Genomic DNA, 15,731 nt, shown 5'->3' with positions numbered 1-15,731 from the left:
ACGCGACTTTTGACGCACTGAGAGTGCACTTGCAACCTGTGTGCAAGAAGGGTTCCGGACGGAACTGACCGAAGACTGGCCGACAGCCGGTCGAAGCTTTGCCCGACCATGGGGAGGGTGTGGCATCCGGCCACACTCTCCCCCGGCCGGTTCAGCGGGCGCCGACCGCGCGGGGCAGTTCCGCAAGGGTCGCGGCGACGCGGTCGGCGGGCAGTCCGCCGCCCTGGGCCAGCTCCGGCGAGCCGCCGCCCCGTCCGCCGAGAAGCCGCTTGACCAGCGAGGCCGCGTTCAGACCCGTGTCGCGGGCCGCCTGGTTCAGCGCGACGACGACCACGCCCGCCGCCGTACCGATGCCGACGGCACCGGGCCGACCGGCGGGGAGGCGGTCGCGGACGGCGGTGGCCAGGGCCCGGGCCTCGCCCGCGCCGCCCTCGGCGCTGGCGGTGACGACCTGGACGCCGTCCACGTCGGCCGCTCCTCCGGCGAGTTCGGCGGCGCGTGCGGTGACGGCCCGCTGCTTGAGGCGGGCGTTCTCCCGGTCGGCGGCCTTGAGCCGGTCGAGGAGTCCCGCGATCCTCTCGGGCAGTTCGGCGCGGGGGGCGTTCAGCTGCTCGGCGATCCGGGCGACCAGGTCGCGCTCGCGGGCGAGGTAGCCGAAGCCCTCGACGCCGACGGCGGCCTCCAGGCGCCGCATGCCCGCGCCGACGGAGGACTCCGCGGTCAGGGCGACGGTGCCGATCTGGGAGGCGTGCTCGACGTGCGTGCCACCGCACAGTTCACGGGACCAGGCCCCGCCGATCTCGACGACCCGGACCTTCTCGCCGTAGGTCTCGTCGAAGAGGGCGAGCGCGCCCTGTTCCTTGGCCTCGGGGAGGGTCATCCACCGGACGCCGACCGGCAGGTCCCGGCGCAGGGCCCGGTTGGCGGCCTCCTCCACCTCGGAGCGGACGGCCGGGGAGAGGGCACCGCGCCAGGGGAAGTCCAGGCGGAGGTATCCGGGCCGGTTGTAGGAGCCTGCCTGGAGGGCGGTCGGGCCGAGGACCTCCCGGAGGGCGGCGTGCAGGACGTGGGTGCCGGAGTGGGCCTGGCGCGCGCCGAGCCGCCACTCGGGGTCGACGGCGGCGTGCACCGTGTCCTCGACGGCGAGTTCGCCGGCCGTGATCCGCACCTGATGGACGACGAGGCCGGGCAGGGGCCGCTGGACGTCGACGACCTCGGCCTCCACGGAGGCGCCGGACAGCAGGCCGGCGTCGCTGTCCTGGCCGCCGGACTCGGCGTAGAAGGGCGTGCGGTCCAGGACCACGGTGACGAGGTCGCCCGTGCGGGCCACCGGCACCGGGCCCTCGGCGCCGAGGAGCACGAGGACGCGGGACTCGGTGGTGAGCGCGGACCAGGCCCGCCAGTCCGTCGGTCCGTGGGCGTCGAGGACGGTGCGGAGGGCGGAGGTGTCGGCCGCGCCGCCGGACTTGCGGGCCCGCGCGTCGGCGCGGGCCCGCTCGCGCTGGGCGTTCATGAGGGAGGCGAAGCCGTCGCGGTCGACCTCGACGCCCTGTTCGGCGGCCATCTCCAAGGTGAGGTCGATGGGGAAGCCGTAGGTGTCGTGGAGCAGGAAGGCCTGCGCGCCGGGCAGCGAGCGACCGCCCTCGTCCTTGACCTTGGCGACGGCGGTGTCCAGGACGGTGGTGCCCTGCCGGAGGGTGGACCGGAAGGCATCCTCCTCGCCGTACGCCTGGTCGGAGATCCGCGCGTACGCCTCCACGACCTCCGGGTACGAGGGGGCCATGCAGTCGCGGGCGACGGGCAGCAGCTCGGGGAGCGCCGGGTCGTGGAAGCCGAGCTGGCGCATGAAGCGGACGGAGCGGCGCAGGATCCGGCGCAGGACGTAGCCGCGGCCCTCGTTCCCGGGGGCGGTGCCGTCGGCGAGGAGCATGAGGGCGGTGCGGACGTGGTCGGCGACGACCCGGAGCCGTACGTCGGACTCGGCGTCGGCCCCGTACCGGACGCCCGCGAGCTCCGCGGCCCGGTCCAGGACCGGACGCGTCTCGTCGATCTCGTAGAGGTTGTCCTTGCCCTGGAGGAGGGTCGCCATGCGCTCCAGGCCCATGCCGGTGTCGATGTTGCGGCGGGGCAGTTCGCCGAGGATCGGGTAGCCGGACTTGCCGGGGCCGTCGCCGCGTTCGTACTGCATGAAGACGAGGTTCCAGAACTCCATGTACCGGTCCTCGTCGACGGCCGGACCGCCCTCGCGGCCGAGGGCCGGGCCCCGGTCGTAGTACAGCTCCGAGCACGGCCCGCAGGGCCCCGGGACGCCCATGGACCAGAAGTTGTCCTCGTCGCCCCGGGCCACGATCCGCTCGTCGGGCAGACCGGCGACCGTGCGCCAGATGCCGCGGGACTCGGTGTCGGAGTGGTGGACGGTGACCCAGATCTTCTCCGGGTCCAGGCCGTAGCCACCGTCCGCCCGGGCCTTCGTGGACAGGTCCCAGGCGAAGGCGATGGCCTCCTCCTTGAAGTAGTCCCCGAAGGAGAAGTTGCCGTTCATCTGGAAGAAGGAGCCGTGCCGGGTGGTCCTGCCGACCTCCTCGATGTCCAGGGTCCGCACGCACTTCTGCACGCTGGTGGCCCGCTGCCACGGCGGCGCGGCCTCGCCGGTGAAGTACGGCTTGAAGGGGACCATGCCCGCGTTGACGAAGAGCAGCGTCGGGTCGGGCGTGGGCAGGGGCGCGCTCGGGACGACGGTGTGGCCGAGGGCGGCGAAGTGGTCGAGGAAGCGCTGGCGGATGTCGGCGGTACGCAAGGGTCTCACTGCTCCGGTCGAAGGGTCGGGGGCGAGGGGGGACCTGCCGGACGAGCGCGGTCCTCAGGCGGCTCTCGCCGGGGGCGCGGCCGGCGGGGTCAGGGAGGCGTACTCCAGGGGCGCCGACGGGTCGATCGACACGTCCAGCGGGGCGGGCTCGGCGCCGGACCGTACGAGGAGGTCGCCGACGGCCGCGATCATGGCGCCGTTGTCCGTGCACAGCGTCATCGGCGGCACGCGCAGCTCCACGCCGGCGGCGGCGCACCGCTGCTCGGCCAGGCCCCGGACCCGGGAGTTCGCGGCGACGCCGCCGACCACGATGAGGGTCTTCACGTCGTAGGCCGCGCAGGCGGCGAGCGCCTTGCGGGTGAGGACGTCGGCGACGGCCTCCTGGAGGGCCGCGGCACCGTCCGCGACGGGCAGGTCGAGGCCCTGGGCGCGGTGCTTCTCGACCCAGCGGGCGGCGGCCGTCTTGAGGCCGGAGAAGGAGAACGCGTACGGGTCGTCCCCGGGCCGGGTGAGGGGCCGCGGGAAGTCGACGGCGCGCGGATTCCCCTCGCGGGCGGCCCGGTCGATGGCCGGTCCGCCGGGGTAGGAGAGGCCCATGATGCGGGCGACCTTGTCGAAGCACTCGCCCGCCGCGTCGTCGAGGGTGTCGCCCAGGTGCAGGATCGGCTCGCGGACCAGGTCCCGCACGAGGAGGAGCGAGGTGTGGCCGCCGGAGACGATGAGGACGACGCACGGGGTGGGCAGCGGGCCGTGGTCCAGGGTGTCGGCGGCGACGTGCCCGGCGAGGTGGTGCACCCCGTAGAGCGGCACCCCCGCCGCGTACGCGAGGGTCTTCGCCCCGGCGAGGCCGACCTGGAGGGCTCCCGAGAGGCCGGGTCCGGTGGTGACGGCGACCGCGTCGATCTGCCCCAGCCGCAGTCCCGCCTGGTCGAGCGCCTCCTTGACGACCGGGTTGAACGCCTGGAGATGCGCCCGGGCGGCGATCTCCGGCACCACGCCGCCGAAGAGGGCGTGCTCGTCCATGCTCGACGCCACGACGTGCGCGAGGAGCTTCCCGTCGCGCACGATCCCCGCGCCGGTCTCGTCGCACGACGACTCGATTCCCAGAACGATCGGTCCGGTCACAGCACTCCTTCTGCATATGGCTACTAGTTGCAATATATGTGCAAGAAGGGGTGTCGGGTGGACGGCACCGGATCAGGCGGTGCCACCCGCCGGTGACCGCGCGTGCCCGTCCGGCGCTCCGCCCGCGGCCGACAGCAGCTCCCTGGTGACGGCGTGCCGCGGCCTCGCGAGGAGTTCGGCGGTCGGAGCGGTCTCGACGACGCGCCCGGCGTCGAGGACGGCGATCCGGTCCGCGAGCGCCGTGGCGGCCGCCAGGTCGTGGGTGATGAACACCAGGCCGAGCGCCTCACGCTCCCTGAGCCGCGCGAGGGCGTCGAGCACGGTGGTCCGGGTGTCCGGGTCGAGGCCCGAGGTGATCTCGTCGCAGACCAGGACCAGCGGCCCGGCCAGCAGGGCCCGGGCCAGGGCCGCGCGCTGGAGTTCGCCGCCGGACAGCGCTCCGGGGCGGCGCCCGGCGAGGCGCTCGCCGAGGCCGAACGAGCCGAGGGTGCTCAGCGCCGCGCCCCGAGCCTCCGCCGGGGTCGCCCCCCGCAGCCGTACGGCGCTGCGGGCGACCTGGTCGAGGACCGGCCGGTGCTCGTCGAAGGCCGCCTTCGGGTCCTGGAACACGTACTGCACCGCGGCCAGCTCGGCCCGGCGGCGGGAGCGCAGGCTGCGGGGCAGCGGGGCCCCGTCGAGCAGGACCGTGCCGTCGTACGCCCGGTGGAGCCCGGCCAGGCAGCGCCCGAGGGTCGTCTTGCCGCTGCCGGAGCGGCCGACGAGGGCCAGGCACTCCCCCGCCGCGACCGACACGGCGATGTCGGTCAGCACCGTGGACGGCCCCCGTGGGGTGCGGTGCCGCGCGGTCAGGTTCCGCGTCTCCAGGCGCAGCGGCCCGCGCGGGCGCGGCGCCGGCCCGGCGGACGGCCGGTCCGGTGCGCGGCCCGCCAGGACCGACGCGACGGGCCCCCGGTCCACGACCCGCCCGTCCCGCATCACCACGACCTCGTCGGCCAGCTCCCGTACGACGTCCAGGTCGTGGCTGAGCAGGACGACGGCGATGCCCCGCGCGGCCACGGCGGCCAGCTCGGCCACGACCCCCCTGCGGGTGAGGGCGTCCTGACCGGTGGTGGGTTCGTCGGCCACCACGACCCGGGCGCCGAGGAGGAGGGCCTGGGCCAGGACGACCCGCTGCTGCTGGCCCCCGGAGAGCTGGTGGGGGAAGCGGCGCAGTACGCGCTCCGGCTCCGGGAGCCGGGCGAGCCGCAGGGCGTCCTCCACGCGGCGCCGGCGGACGCGTCGGTCTCCGCCCCGGCGGGCGGCGATGTCGGTGAGGAGCGCGCCCACCCGGCGGGCGGGGTTGAGGACCTCGGCCGGGTGCTGGGGGATGTGTCCGACCGGCCCCGCGGGGGTGCGGACCTCGCCCTCGACGACGGCGCCGGGCGGGTACGCGCCGAGCAGGGCGAGCCCGGTGGTGGTCTTGCCGCTGCCGGAGGGGCCGATCAGGGCGGTGATCCTGCCCGGGTGCGCGGCGAGGCTCACGCCGTCGACGATCGTCCGGCCGCCGATCGTCACGCGCAGGTCCCGTACCTCGGCGACGGGGGTCATCGGAGGGCTCCCTTCCGGGGGATGTGCCGTTGGAGGGCGGCGTCGAACAGGAGGTTGGTGCCCATGGACAGGGCCGCGACGAGCAGGGCGGGCACGACCACGGCCCAGGGCTGGAGGAGGAGGCCGGTCCGGTTGCTGTCGACCATCACGGCCCAGTCGGACGCGTCCGGCTGGACGCCCACACCCAGGAAGGCGGCGGTCGCGACCAGGTAGAGGGCTCCGGTGAGCCGGATCCCGGCGTCGGCGGCGAGGGTACGGCGCAGCGAGCGGGCGACATGGCCGATGGCCGTGCGCCACCAGGACTCGCCCTGCATGAGCAGTGCCTCGAAGGCCGGCCGGGACGCGACCCCGACCGCCGCCGCGTGCACGACGCGTGCCGCGTCGGGGACGGCGGCCAGCCCGACCAGGACGGTGAGTCCGGCGGGGCCCGGCGTGAGGGTGGCCGCGACGAGCAGCACCAGCAGGAGCGAGGGGACCGCGATGACCACGTCCAGGGGCCGCATCAGCGCCTCCTCCAGCCAGGTGCGGCGGGTGAGGGCGGCGGTGAGGCCGACGGGGAGGGCGACGAGGTAGGCGAGGGCGGTCGCGGCGATCGCCACGAGGACGACGGAGCGGCCGCCGAGGAGGACCTGCCGCCAGACGTCCCGCCCGCTGAAGTCGGTGCCGAGCCAGTGCCCGTCGCCGGAGGAGAAGGAGACCGATCGGGGGCCCGGCGGGCCCGCCAGGAAGGGCCCGACCAGGGCGAGGAGGAGGGGCACGGCGATCAGTGCGAGTGCGAGGAGGTAGCGCGCCGGACGGTGCGTCATGCCGCCGCCTCGGACCGGGGCGCGAAGCGGCGGGCGGCCAGGTCGGCCGCGAGGTTGACCAGGACGGTGACGGTTCCGAAGACCACGGCCGCGCCCTGGACGACCGGGATGTCCCGGGCCGCGACGGCGTCCAGGAGCACCGTGCCGAGGCCCGGGATCACGAACAGGGCCTCCACGACGATCACCCCGCCGAGGAGCCAGTCGCAGGTGCGGGCCAGTTGCTGGGTGGCGGGGGCGAGTGCGTTGGGCAGGGCGTGGGTCCAGGTGATCCGGGTGGATGAGATCCCGTAGCGCCGGGCCTGAGCCACGTACGGCGAGGCCAGCGCGTCGATCATCCCGGCCCGTACGAGGCGGCTGATGGTGCACACGGGCCGCGACAGCAGGACGACGACGGGCAGGACCAGGACGGCGGGCTCGGTGGAGGCGTCGGTGCCCACGGCCGTGGGCGGCAGCCAGCCCAGCCACAGTCCGAAGAGCGTCGCGAGCAGGACCCCGACGGCGAACTCCGGTACGGCGTGCACGGCGAGGGTGAGGGCGCTGACGGTCCGGTCGAGCGGGCCGCCCTCCCGGCGGGCCGCCAGGACGCCGAGCCCCAGGGAGAGCGGGACGAGCAGGGCCACGGTGGTGATGGTGAGGAGGAGGGTGGAGCCGAGCCCTCCGGTCAGGTAGCCGGTGACGGGCCGCCCGCTGACCAGGGAGGTCCCGAGGTCGCCGTGCGCGAGGCCGGAGGCCCAGTCCGCGAGGCGTTCGACGGCGGGACGGTCCAGGCCCATCGTCGCGCGGATCCGGGCGATGCGGTCGGGATCGGGCTGGTCGCCGGCGAGCGCGACGGCCGCGTCACCGGGGAGCGCCTCGGTGAGGGCGAAGACGAACAGGACGACGGCCGCCGTCTGCCCCACTCCGAGGAGCAGCCGGCGCCCGATCCAGGCGAGGTGCGGTGTCACGCGAGCCAGGTCCGGTCGAAGCGGGCCCAGTCGAGGGTGTTGGCGGGGGCGGTCGCGGACACCCCACGGACCCGGGGCGCGGTGCCGATGATCCAGTCGGCGAAGCCCCAGATGAGGAAGCCGCCCTCGTCGTGCAGGCGGCGCTGCATGCGCGCGTAGAGGGCGCCGCGCCGCGTGGCGTCGCGGGTGGACTGGGCCTGCTGGTAGAGGTCGTCGAAGTCCTTGCGCCGCCAGTGGGTCGCGTTGGTGGTGGAGCCGGTGAGCAGCCGCTGGGAGATGTGGGACTCGATGGGCATGGCGCCCGACCGGTAGGAGGCGAAGGTGCCGTGGTCCAGGATGTCCTTCCAGTACGTGTCCTTGTCGCCGACCTTGATCTCGACGGTGACTCCGACCTTCGCGGCCTGCTCCTTGAAGATGCCGGCCGCCTCGACGAAGCCGGTGGCGGCGGGGGCGGTGTCGAGGGTGACCGTGAGGCCCTCGGCTCCGGCTTCCTCGAGCAGCGCCCGGGCCCGGTCGAGGTCCTGGGTGCGCTGCGGGAGGCCGGAGAGGTAGTACTGGTAGCCCTTGCCGAAGAGGTCGTTGCCGATCTCCCCCGCGCCGGAGAGGGCGCCGTCGACGAGTTCCCGGCGGTCGGCGATGAGGAAGAAGGCCTGACGGACCCGGGGGTCGTCGAAGGGCGGGCGGTCGGTCTTCATGACGAAGCCCTGCATCGCGCTGCCCGGGAGGCGGACGATCTCGATCCTGCCCCCGCCCTCGTGGGCGCGGGCGGTGGCCGGGTTCAGCTCGTGGGCGTACTCGACCTGGCCGCCGAGCAGGGCGCCGACCCGCGCCGACTCCTCGCCGGCGACGACGAATTCGAGTGCGTCCAGGTGGGGGGCACCGTCCCAGTAGGCGTCGTTGCGCCGGACGAGGAGGGATCTGCCGGGCTCGAAGGAGACGAAGCGGAAGGGTCCGGAACCGACGGGCCTGGCGAAGGAGACGGAGTCCTTCGGCACGATGTACGCGCCGAACGCGGCGAGGACGTGGGGGAATTCGGCGTAGGGGCGCTTGAGCCGGAACTCGACGGTGGAGGCGTCCACCGCCCGGCTCGCGTCGAGGTCGATCGGCTCCAGCGACGCCTTGGCCCGGAAGGTGCCCCGGGGGTCCGCGATCCGGCGGTAGCTGTGGAGGACGTCCGCGGCGGTGACCGGCCTGCCGTCGTGGAAGGCGGCCTCGCGCAGGGTGACGCGCCACGTGTCGAGGGCGCCGTTCGGCTCCCAGCGCTCGGCGAGCCGGGGGACGGCGGAGAGGTCGGCGCCGAAGTCGGCCAGCTTGTCGAAGAGTGCCTTCGCGCGGGCGGCGTCGACGAACAGGTTTGCGGCGTGCGGGTCGAGAGTCTCGTCGGCGCCGCCGCCGGCGAAGGCCGCGCGGAGCCGGCCGCCCCGGCGGGGAGCGCCCTCGGCGGGGTTCTCGGCGTCCGGGGCGGTGGCGCCGGGGCCGCAGGCGGCGGTGAGGGAGAGGGCGGTGGCGCCGGTGGCGATGAGGAAGCCTCGGCGGGCGAGGCGGGAGCGGTCGGTGTTCATGCGGGGGTGTCTCCGTCACTGGGGTGGGGCGTGAGCCGGGCGACGAGGTGGAGGCGGTCGGCACGCGTGGTGCCGTGCGGGGCCTCGCCCTCGGTCCACGGCGGTGCGGTGCGGGGGCCGGGTCCGTCGTGCAGCGCGAGGACCTCGAATCCGGCGGTGGTGAGGAAGTACCGGATCTCCTGCGGGAAGAGGAGCCGCCAGGCCGAGTGCTGCTCCTGCGGGAGGGAGCCGTCGTCGGCGGTCCAGGTCCTTCGGCGGCGCAGGAGTTGTGCGCCGTGGTCGATCCACAGGGTGGTATGGGACGTGTACGTGGTGCCGCGCCGGGTGAAGGTCGCCGTGCGCGGGGCGTCGAGGAGTTCGGTGGTGCCGAGGAAGAAGGCCCCGTTGCGCATCTCCGCGACGAGCAGCCCACCGGGGGTGAGGTGGGCGCGGCAGCGGGAGAGGAAGGCGCCGAGGTCTTCGTTGGTGTGGCAGTAGAGCAGGGCGCTGTCCAGGCAGAGGATCGCGTCGAAGGGGGCGCCGAGGTCGAAGTCGCGCATGTCGGCCAGGTGGTAGCGGGGCCCGGGGTGGTGGGTGGCCGCGTGGGTCAGCATGGCCCGGGAGGTGTCGATGCCGGTGACGTCGTGCCCGGCCCGGTGCTGGAGCCAGGCGGCGTCGCGGCCGGTGCCGCAGCCGACGTCGAGCACGCGGGGACCGGAGTGATGGCGGGCCAGCACCTCCCCGGCCCAGCGGGCGGCGAGGCGTTCGGGGTCGGGGAAGCGTTCCTCGTAGAGCTCGGGGTGGTCGGTGAGCAGGTTGCCGCCGGGGGTGGCTGTCATCGGGTCTCCCTTCCCAGCCGGTCGGGGCGGGAGGGGACCGTCGGGTCGGGTGGCGCGGAGGTCCGCTCCACGGGCAGGAGGCGTCGCCTCCGGAGATGGGCGACGGCTCCGGCCGAGGCCAGGCCGAGGGCGAGACAGCAGGCGTGGGGCAGCCAGCTGAGGCCGGTGCGGCCCGCGGTGTCCATGGACCAGCCCACGGCCGCGCTGCCGACCGCCGCGGCGGCCCCTGAGACCGCGTAGAAGAGGCCGTAGGAGGTGCCGGTCAGGCTCGCCCGGCCGAAGGCCGGTATCAGCTCCAGCACGAAGGGCTGGGCCACCATCACGCCGAGGTGCAGGAGCAGCGCTCCGGCGAGCACGGGCAGGAGGTGCAGGGGGTGGGCGGTGGAGACGTCCGCCACGAGCATCGGGGGCAGGAACCCGATGCCCATGAGGCCCAGGCCGGTGGCGATCCAGCGGGGCCCGGTCCCCCGGGACTTCAGCGCGCGGGTGACGCGCAGCTGGAACGCCAGGTTGACGACGGTCCCGGCCAGGAAGAGCAGGCCGACCGAGCCGCTCCAGCCGGAGGCGTCGGCGGCCGTGCGGGGCAGCAGCAGGTAGAGCTGGGTCTCCAGGACGTACAGGCCGATCAGGGCGAAGGAGAAGGCCAGGAAGCGGCGGTCGCCCGCGACTTCGCGCCAGTCGCCGAGGACGCGGGTCTCGGGTTTCGGGACCTTCCGGGCGGGCAGAACCACCGACTGGGCGACGGTCAGGACGGCGAACACGCCGGCCGCGGTGACGGCGGCGGCCCGGAAGTCCACGAGCAGCAACAGGGTGCCGAGCAGGGGCCCGAGGAGTGCGCCGGTGGTGGCATAGACGTTGAAGAGGGCGAAGGCCTCGGCCTTGCGGTCGCCGGCCTCCTGGGCGACGTAGGTCCGCACGGCGGGGTTGAAGAGGGCCCCCGCGAGCCCGCTGAGTATCGACGCGGCGATCAGCAGGGGCAGGCTGTCGCCGAGGGCGAAGAGCCCGAATCCCAGCGTGCGCAGGGCGCAGCCCGTGATGATCACTCCGCGTGCGCCCAGCCGGTCGGCGGCCGAGCCGCCCAGCAGGAAGAGGCCCTGCTGGCTGAGGTTGCGCAGGCCGAGGACCGTGCCGGCGACGGCGGCCGAGAGGCCCAGGTCGTCGGTGAGGTGGGTGGCCAGGTACGGGATGAGCAGGTAGAAGCCGGTGTTGACACCGAGCTGGTTGACCAGCAGCAGGCGTACGGCGAGGGGAAAGTCTCGCGTCGCGCGGAGGAGCTTCACGTCCCGACCGCCCTGGGGGTGCGCCGGACTCCCAGCCCGTCCCGGGCCGGGGCGCGGACGGTGCCGTCCGTGCCGCCGATGCCGGTCCACGGGTCGTCGGCGAGCAGCAGGTGTCCGTCGAGGTCGACCCAGCGGGCGCGGTCGGCGAGGTGCACGGCGGGTGCGATGCCGAGGGAGCTGGCGGTGAGGCAGCCGAGCATGAGGTCGGTGCCGCTGCCGCGGAGCGCGTCGTGGATGCGCAGGGCGGCCCGCACTCCGCCGCACTTGGCGAGCTTGACGTTCACTCCGTGGACGAGTCCGGCGAGGGCGACGGCGTCGTCGTGGGAGACGGCGTCCTCGTCGGCGATGACCGGCACCGGGGACTCCTTCGCCACGCGGGCGAGCGCCTCGGGGTGTCCGGGGGCGATGGGCTGTTCCACGGCGGTGACGCCGAGGTCGGCGAAGCGCGGGAGGAGGTCGAGGGCCTGGCGTTCGGTCCAGGCTCCGTTGGGGTCGAGGAGCAGGCTCGCGCGGGGGGCTGCCGTGCGTACGGCTTCCACGCGGGCGAGGTCGTCGGCCGGGTCCGGTGATCCCGCCTTGACCTTGAGGGCGGTGAAGCCGCTCAGGGCGAGCCGGGCCGCCTGGGCGGCGGCCGGTGCGGGGGCGGTGATCCCGATCGTACGGGTGGTCGGTGCGGCCGGTGCGGTGTGCGTGCCCAGCAGCTGGTGGGCGGGCCGGCCGGCGCGCTTGCCGACCAGGTCGAGCAGGGCGGCCTCGACGCCCGCGAGCACACCGGCCGGCAGTGCGGGCAGGCCGGTCGGCGCGCCGGACATGTGCGCGTCCCAGGTGGTCTCGGGGTCGGGAAGGCGTGCGACGGCGGGGCGTGCCTCGGTGAGGTGCCGGATGACGCGAGGGGTGGGGAGGCCGAGGTGGTCGCTGCTGACCACCTCACCGTGGCCGGTCAGCCCGCCGTGTTGGATCGCGATCCGGACGGCGTCGCGGCGGGACATCACCGAGCGGGAGATCCGCAGCGGCTCGGCCAGGACGAGTTCGGTGGTCTGCCAGGTGAGCCTCATGCGGAACCTCCCCGCGTCGGTGCGGGCAGGTGCGGCCGGGGGGCGGCGAGCGGGTCGACGACGGTGCGGCAGCGGGTCCAGCCGACGGCCTCGGCGGCGTGCGGGTGGGCGATCTCCAGCGGGCGCGCGGACGGTTCGGCCCGGTCGAGGCCGTGCGCGTGGCAGAAGTCGTCGTCGTAGACGGTGCCGAGGTAGCGGTGCGGGCCGTCGGGGAAGACCGTCGCGACCACCGCGCCGGCCTCGACCCGGGCGGCCCAGGCGGAGACCAGGGCGACGGCTCCCGTGCTCCAGCCGCCGCTGACGAAGCCGGTGCGGGCGAGCCTGCGGCAGGCGTCGACGGCTTCGGCAGGGCCCACCCAGTGGACCTCGTCGAAGGCCCGGTGAGCGACGTTGCGCGGGTGGATGCTGCTGCCGAGTCCGCGCATGAGGCGGGGGCGAGCGGGCTGTCCGAAGATGGCCGAGCCGACGGAGTCGACGCCGATCACCCTCAGACGGGGCCAGCGACGGCGCAGCGGACCGACCAGACCGGCGCTGTGGCCGCCGGTGCCGACGCTGCACACCAGGACGTCCAGGTGGTCGAGCTGAGCGCAGAGTTCGGTGGCCATGGCGTGGTATCCGGCCGCGTTGTCGGGGTTGTTGTACTGGTCGGGCCAGTAGGCCTCGGGGGTCCGCACCAGGACTTCCCTGAGCCGGGCGATCCTGGCGGCCTGCCAGCCGCCCTCGGCGGCGGGCCGTTCCACCAGTTCCAGCCGCGCGCCGTACGCGCGGAGCAACTGCCGCATGGACGGTTCGAGTTCGCGGTCGGCGACGAGGACGACGGGATGACCGAGGGCCTGTCCGGCGAAGGCCAGGCCGAGGCCCAGGGTTCCGGAGGTGGATTCGACGACGGTGGCGCCCGGGCGGAGCTCGCCGCGCCGCCGGGCGCCGCGCAGCATGGAGACGGCGGACCGCGCCTTCATCCCGCCGGCGCCCAGGCCTTCGAGCTTGGCCCAGAATCCCGGGTGGGCGCAGGGCAGTTCGGTGCGGATCCGGGTGAGGGGGGTACGGCCGACGAGCGCCAGAAGGTCCGGGTTCGCGGCATGGGTCGGCGGACGGTGCGGCAGGGTCGCGAGGGTCACCGGGCGCCTCCGTAGCGGTGGATGACGCCCGGCCCGCCGTCGAGCCAGAAGAAGGGGTACGGCTCGGCCGAGACGGCGGTCACCCCCGCGCCGAGGAAGCGGGGCAGCACGGCGCTACCCGTCTGGGCGAACATGACCAGGGGCTTGCCGGTGGCCGCCGCGTGGTCCAGCAGGGGCTGGAAGGTGCCGTTCCCGAGGGTCATTCCGGAGGCGAGGACAGCATCGCAGTCCGCCAGCTCGGCGAGCGCGTCGGTCCGTACGGGCTCGCCCCATTCGGTGGTGCCGCCCTTGAGGTCGCAGGGCACGTATCCGGTGCCGCGCTCGCGCAGCCGTTCCAGCAGGGAGTTGACCACTCCGACGACCAGGACCCGGCGGATCCCGGTCGCCGGCAGCAGCTCGACCACGGCGCGGGCGCGGGCGCGGGACCGGTGCAGCGAGCTGCCGGCCGGCAGGGCGTGGGGGCGGGCGCCGTGCTCGGGGGTGTGGGGGCGCACCCGGCTCAGGTAGGCGTCGAGCGCGGCGATCCGCACGGCCGCCGTCGGGTGGGCGAGGAGCTCGGCCACCGAGGCTCCGACGCAGTCGTCGAGACCCGAGGCGGGCAGCGTTCCCGGCTCCACGGCGCAGGATCCGACGGCCGCGTCCAGGCGCAGGCTGAGCACCTCGTTGCGGTATCCGCCGTTCCGGCCGGTGTGCCGGACCGCCTGGGCGGTGGTGAAGGCGAGCGCGACGCGTTCCTCGGCCGGGTCGGTTCCGTAACTCCCCGTGCGTACCGCGCGGACGAGCTGGTCGAGGGTGCGCACGGCGGGCTCGCGCAGGGTGGGCGCGGTCATGCGCACACCGCCGCGGAGGGCTCGGCGCCCTGCTCCTCGTAGGCGGGGCGCAGGTGCGCGAGGAGCCGCTCGGCGGCCTCGCGGGCGCCATGGCCCAGGGTGTCGGCCGTCATGACGTGACCGAGGTACTCGTTGTTGCTGGTCGCGGCGCGTACGGCGCGGCCCGGTTCGGCGAGGTGGAGTTCCAGCACCTCGGGCCGGGCCCGGACCTCGTCCGCGCCCTGGATGCCGGTGAGGGTGCCGGTGGTGTCGGGGAGCAGGAAGGCGATGGCGGCGCTGCGCACGCCGGTGGGGCGCGGCGTGAGGTCGGGCACGCGGCCCAGCGCGACGTCGACGCACGCGGCGGCCAGGTCGACGCCCGTGACGTGCCGGACGAGTTCGGTGATGCGGTTGCCGGCCGGACGGGGGTTGACCTCGACCACCTTGGGGCCGTCGGCGGTGAGTTTGATCTCGGTGTGGCAGACCGCCTGGTCCAGGCCGAGGGCCTTCAGCGCGGCCACGGCCGTCTCGACCGCTTCGCGCTCCGCCCACGGCGCGATGCCCGCCGGGAACATGTGGCCGGTCTCGACGAAGGCGGGCGCCCCGCCGATGCTCTTGTCCGTGACGCCGACCACGCCGACGGCGCCGCCGGAGGAGACGGTCTCGACGCTGACCTCGGGGCCGGTGAGCAGTTCTTCGAGGAGGACGGAGGGTGCGCGGTCCTGCCCGCGCGCGTTGACCGGGAACTCGGCCAGCGCCCGGCAGGCGATGCGCAGCTCCCCCTCGTCGCGGACCTCGCGGACCAGCATCCCGGCGCACAGGTCCACGGGCTTGACCACCAGGGGGTAGCCGATCGTCCGGGCGGCGGCCTCGGCCCCGGCCGCGTCCGTACAGAGCGCGAAGCGGGGGCCCGGCACACCGGCCTCGGCCAGGACCCGGCGGGTCAGGTCCTTGCGGCAGGCCCCCTCGACGGCTTCGACGGCCGGCCCGGGCAGTCCCAGCCGGTCGGCGATCCTGGCCACGGCCGGCAGGTAGTAGTCGCAGGAGGAGACGACCCCGTCGAAGGCGAGCAGGGCGTGCAGACGTTCCAGGTGGGGCAGCAGCGCGTCCATGTCGTTGGTGTCCGCGGTGATGACGTTCCGCGCGGCCAGCAGCGGGTGCGGTCCTTCGGACCCGGCGCCGCGCAGGTAGTGGTGCAGGTCCCGGGTGACGAAGGTGAACTCGTGTCCGCCCTCCCCGATGGCCCGGGGCAGCAGCCTGCTCATCGACCCCACCCAGCTCTCGACAACCAGCAGATGCGCCAAGGGACTTCCTTTCACCATGCCGTCACGACGTGGGGCAGATCTGGGAAGCGGGCCGCCCGCCAGGGGCGCCCGCACCGAACAGGGAGGACGTTATCCGAAATCGTTTTCATTTCCAATAGTGGTTCTCACGTACCGAGGGGAGACAGAGAGACGCCGCCCGCAGCCAGGGGCTACCGTCAGAGCGATCCTGGATTTCGCATCACGGTGTGGTGATGCGTCTCGCAGGTCCGCAACCGCGACCGACCAGCCGACCTCGCGGCCGCCCCGCGTGTCGACCACCAAGTCCAGGAGCATCGCAATCTCGCGGATCAACGCTGCAAGCCTCTTGAGCAGGGGCAAGACAGGGCACCCCCTCCCCCGACATGCAACCGCCGGTTGGCGGGGCGGCCGTCGCGTGGTACGAACGGCTCCCCGAACTGACCGCGCGGGCCTGGCAAGAGGGCTGAGACTTCGAGGACAGGATTCAGCGCTGCCGCTGACGGGAAGCGTCATTCCGACCAGTGGCGTTGAAGGATCG

Annotated in this window: 12 protein-coding genes; all 12 read right to left on the bottom strand. The window is 74.5% G+C overall.

Annotation, left to right across the window (positions count from 1 at the left end):
• Window positions 1-151: 151 nt before the first annotated feature.
• The gene (gene alaS, locus ACFYXU_RS20020) at window positions 152-2,797 is read right to left on the bottom strand and encodes an alanine--tRNA ligase (RefSeq protein ID WP_389458960.1); all 2,646 of its coding nucleotides are present in this window, start codon (window positions 2,795-2,797) and stop codon (window positions 152-154) included.
• A gap of 63 nt (window positions 2,798-2,860) precedes the next feature.
• Entirely contained in the window at window positions 2,861-3,919 is a 1,059-nt protein-coding gene (tsaD, locus tag ACFYXU_RS20015) for a tRNA (adenosine(37)-N6)-threonylcarbamoyltransferase complex transferase subunit TsaD (protein WP_389459648.1), read from the bottom strand.
• 84 nt (window positions 3,920-4,003) lie between these two features.
• On the bottom strand, window positions 4,004-5,518 hold the full coding sequence (locus ACFYXU_RS20010; protein WP_389458958.1) for an ABC transporter ATP-binding protein: 1,515 nt from the start codon (window positions 5,516-5,518) through the stop codon (window positions 4,004-4,006).
• Complete coding sequence (locus tag ACFYXU_RS20005; protein WP_389458956.1) at window positions 5,515-6,324, bottom strand: ABC transporter permease; 810 nt, start codon at window positions 6,322-6,324, stop codon at window positions 5,515-5,517. Before ACFYXU_RS20005 ends, ACFYXU_RS20010 begins: the two co-directional genes overlap by 4 nt.
• Window positions 6,321-7,268: an ABC transporter permease gene (locus ACFYXU_RS20000; RefSeq protein WP_389458954.1), complete on the bottom strand. Its 948-nt coding sequence runs from the start codon at window positions 7,266-7,268 to the stop codon at window positions 6,321-6,323. The genes ACFYXU_RS20005 and ACFYXU_RS20000 overlap by 4 nt, the downstream gene beginning before the upstream one ends.
• A complete protein-coding gene (locus ACFYXU_RS19995) occupies window positions 7,265-8,830 on the bottom strand; it encodes an ABC transporter substrate-binding protein (RefSeq protein ID WP_389458951.1) in 1,566 nt (521 codons plus the stop codon). Before ACFYXU_RS19995 ends, ACFYXU_RS20000 begins: the two co-directional genes overlap by 4 nt.
• Complete coding sequence (locus ACFYXU_RS19990) at window positions 8,827-9,648, bottom strand: class I SAM-dependent methyltransferase (RefSeq protein WP_389458949.1); 822 nt, start codon at window positions 9,646-9,648, stop codon at window positions 8,827-8,829. The genes ACFYXU_RS19995 and ACFYXU_RS19990 overlap by 4 nt, the downstream gene beginning before the upstream one ends.
• Complete coding sequence (locus ACFYXU_RS19985; RefSeq protein WP_389458946.1) at window positions 9,645-10,928, bottom strand: MFS transporter; 1,284 nt, start codon at window positions 10,926-10,928, stop codon at window positions 9,645-9,647. Before ACFYXU_RS19985 ends, ACFYXU_RS19990 begins: the two co-directional genes overlap by 4 nt.
• Window positions 10,925-11,983 carry a dipeptide epimerase gene (locus ACFYXU_RS19980; protein WP_389458943.1) on the bottom strand — a complete coding sequence of 353 codons (1,059 nt, stop codon included), beginning with the start codon at window positions 11,981-11,983 and terminating at the stop codon, window positions 10,925-10,927. Before ACFYXU_RS19980 ends, ACFYXU_RS19985 begins: the two co-directional genes overlap by 4 nt.
• A complete protein-coding gene (locus ACFYXU_RS19975; protein ID WP_389458940.1) occupies window positions 11,980-13,101 on the bottom strand; it encodes a PLP-dependent cysteine synthase family protein in 1,122 nt (373 codons plus the stop codon). The genes ACFYXU_RS19980 and ACFYXU_RS19975 overlap by 4 nt, the downstream gene beginning before the upstream one ends.
• A complete protein-coding gene (locus ACFYXU_RS19970) occupies window positions 13,098-13,931 on the bottom strand; it encodes a Rossmann-like domain-containing protein (RefSeq protein WP_389405923.1) in 834 nt (277 codons plus the stop codon). The genes ACFYXU_RS19975 and ACFYXU_RS19970 overlap by 4 nt, the downstream gene beginning before the upstream one ends.
• Window positions 13,928-15,214: an ATP-grasp domain-containing protein gene (locus tag ACFYXU_RS19965; RefSeq protein ID WP_389458938.1), complete on the bottom strand. Its 1,287-nt coding sequence runs from the start codon at window positions 15,212-15,214 to the stop codon at window positions 13,928-13,930. The genes ACFYXU_RS19970 and ACFYXU_RS19965 overlap by 4 nt, the downstream gene beginning before the upstream one ends.
• Window positions 15,215-15,731: the final 517 nt, after the last annotated feature.

Origin of the sequence: Streptomyces sp. NPDC002232 (assembly GCF_042890295.1) — a bacterium.
GTDB lineage: Bacteria > Actinomycetota > Actinomycetes > Streptomycetales > Streptomycetaceae > Streptomyces.
This window is presented reverse-complemented; position numbering and strand designations above follow the sequence as displayed.

Bases quoted from the DNA above. Each gene is read 5' to 3' on its own strand.
- ACFYXU_RS19990 (WP_389458949.1), bottom strand. From the start codon at position 9,648: ATGACAGCCACCCCCGGCGGCAACCTGCTCACCGACCACCCCGAGCTC.
- ACFYXU_RS19970 (WP_389405923.1), bottom strand. From the start codon at position 13,931: ATGACCGCGCCCACCCTGCGCGAGCCCGCCGTGCGCACCCTCGACCAG.
- ACFYXU_RS19995 (WP_389458951.1), bottom strand. From the start codon at position 8,830: ATGAACACCGACCGCTCCCGCCTCGCCCGCCGAGGCTTCCTCATCGCC.
- ACFYXU_RS20005 (WP_389458956.1), bottom strand. From the start codon at position 6,324: ATGACGCACCGTCCGGCGCGCTACCTCCTCGCACTCGCACTGATCGCC.
- ACFYXU_RS19980 (WP_389458943.1), bottom strand. From the start codon at position 11,983: ATGAGGCTCACCTGGCAGACCACCGAACTCGTCCTGGCCGAGCCGCTG.
- ACFYXU_RS20010 (WP_389458958.1), bottom strand. From the start codon at position 5,518: ATGACCCCCGTCGCCGAGGTACGGGACCTGCGCGTGACGATCGGCGGC.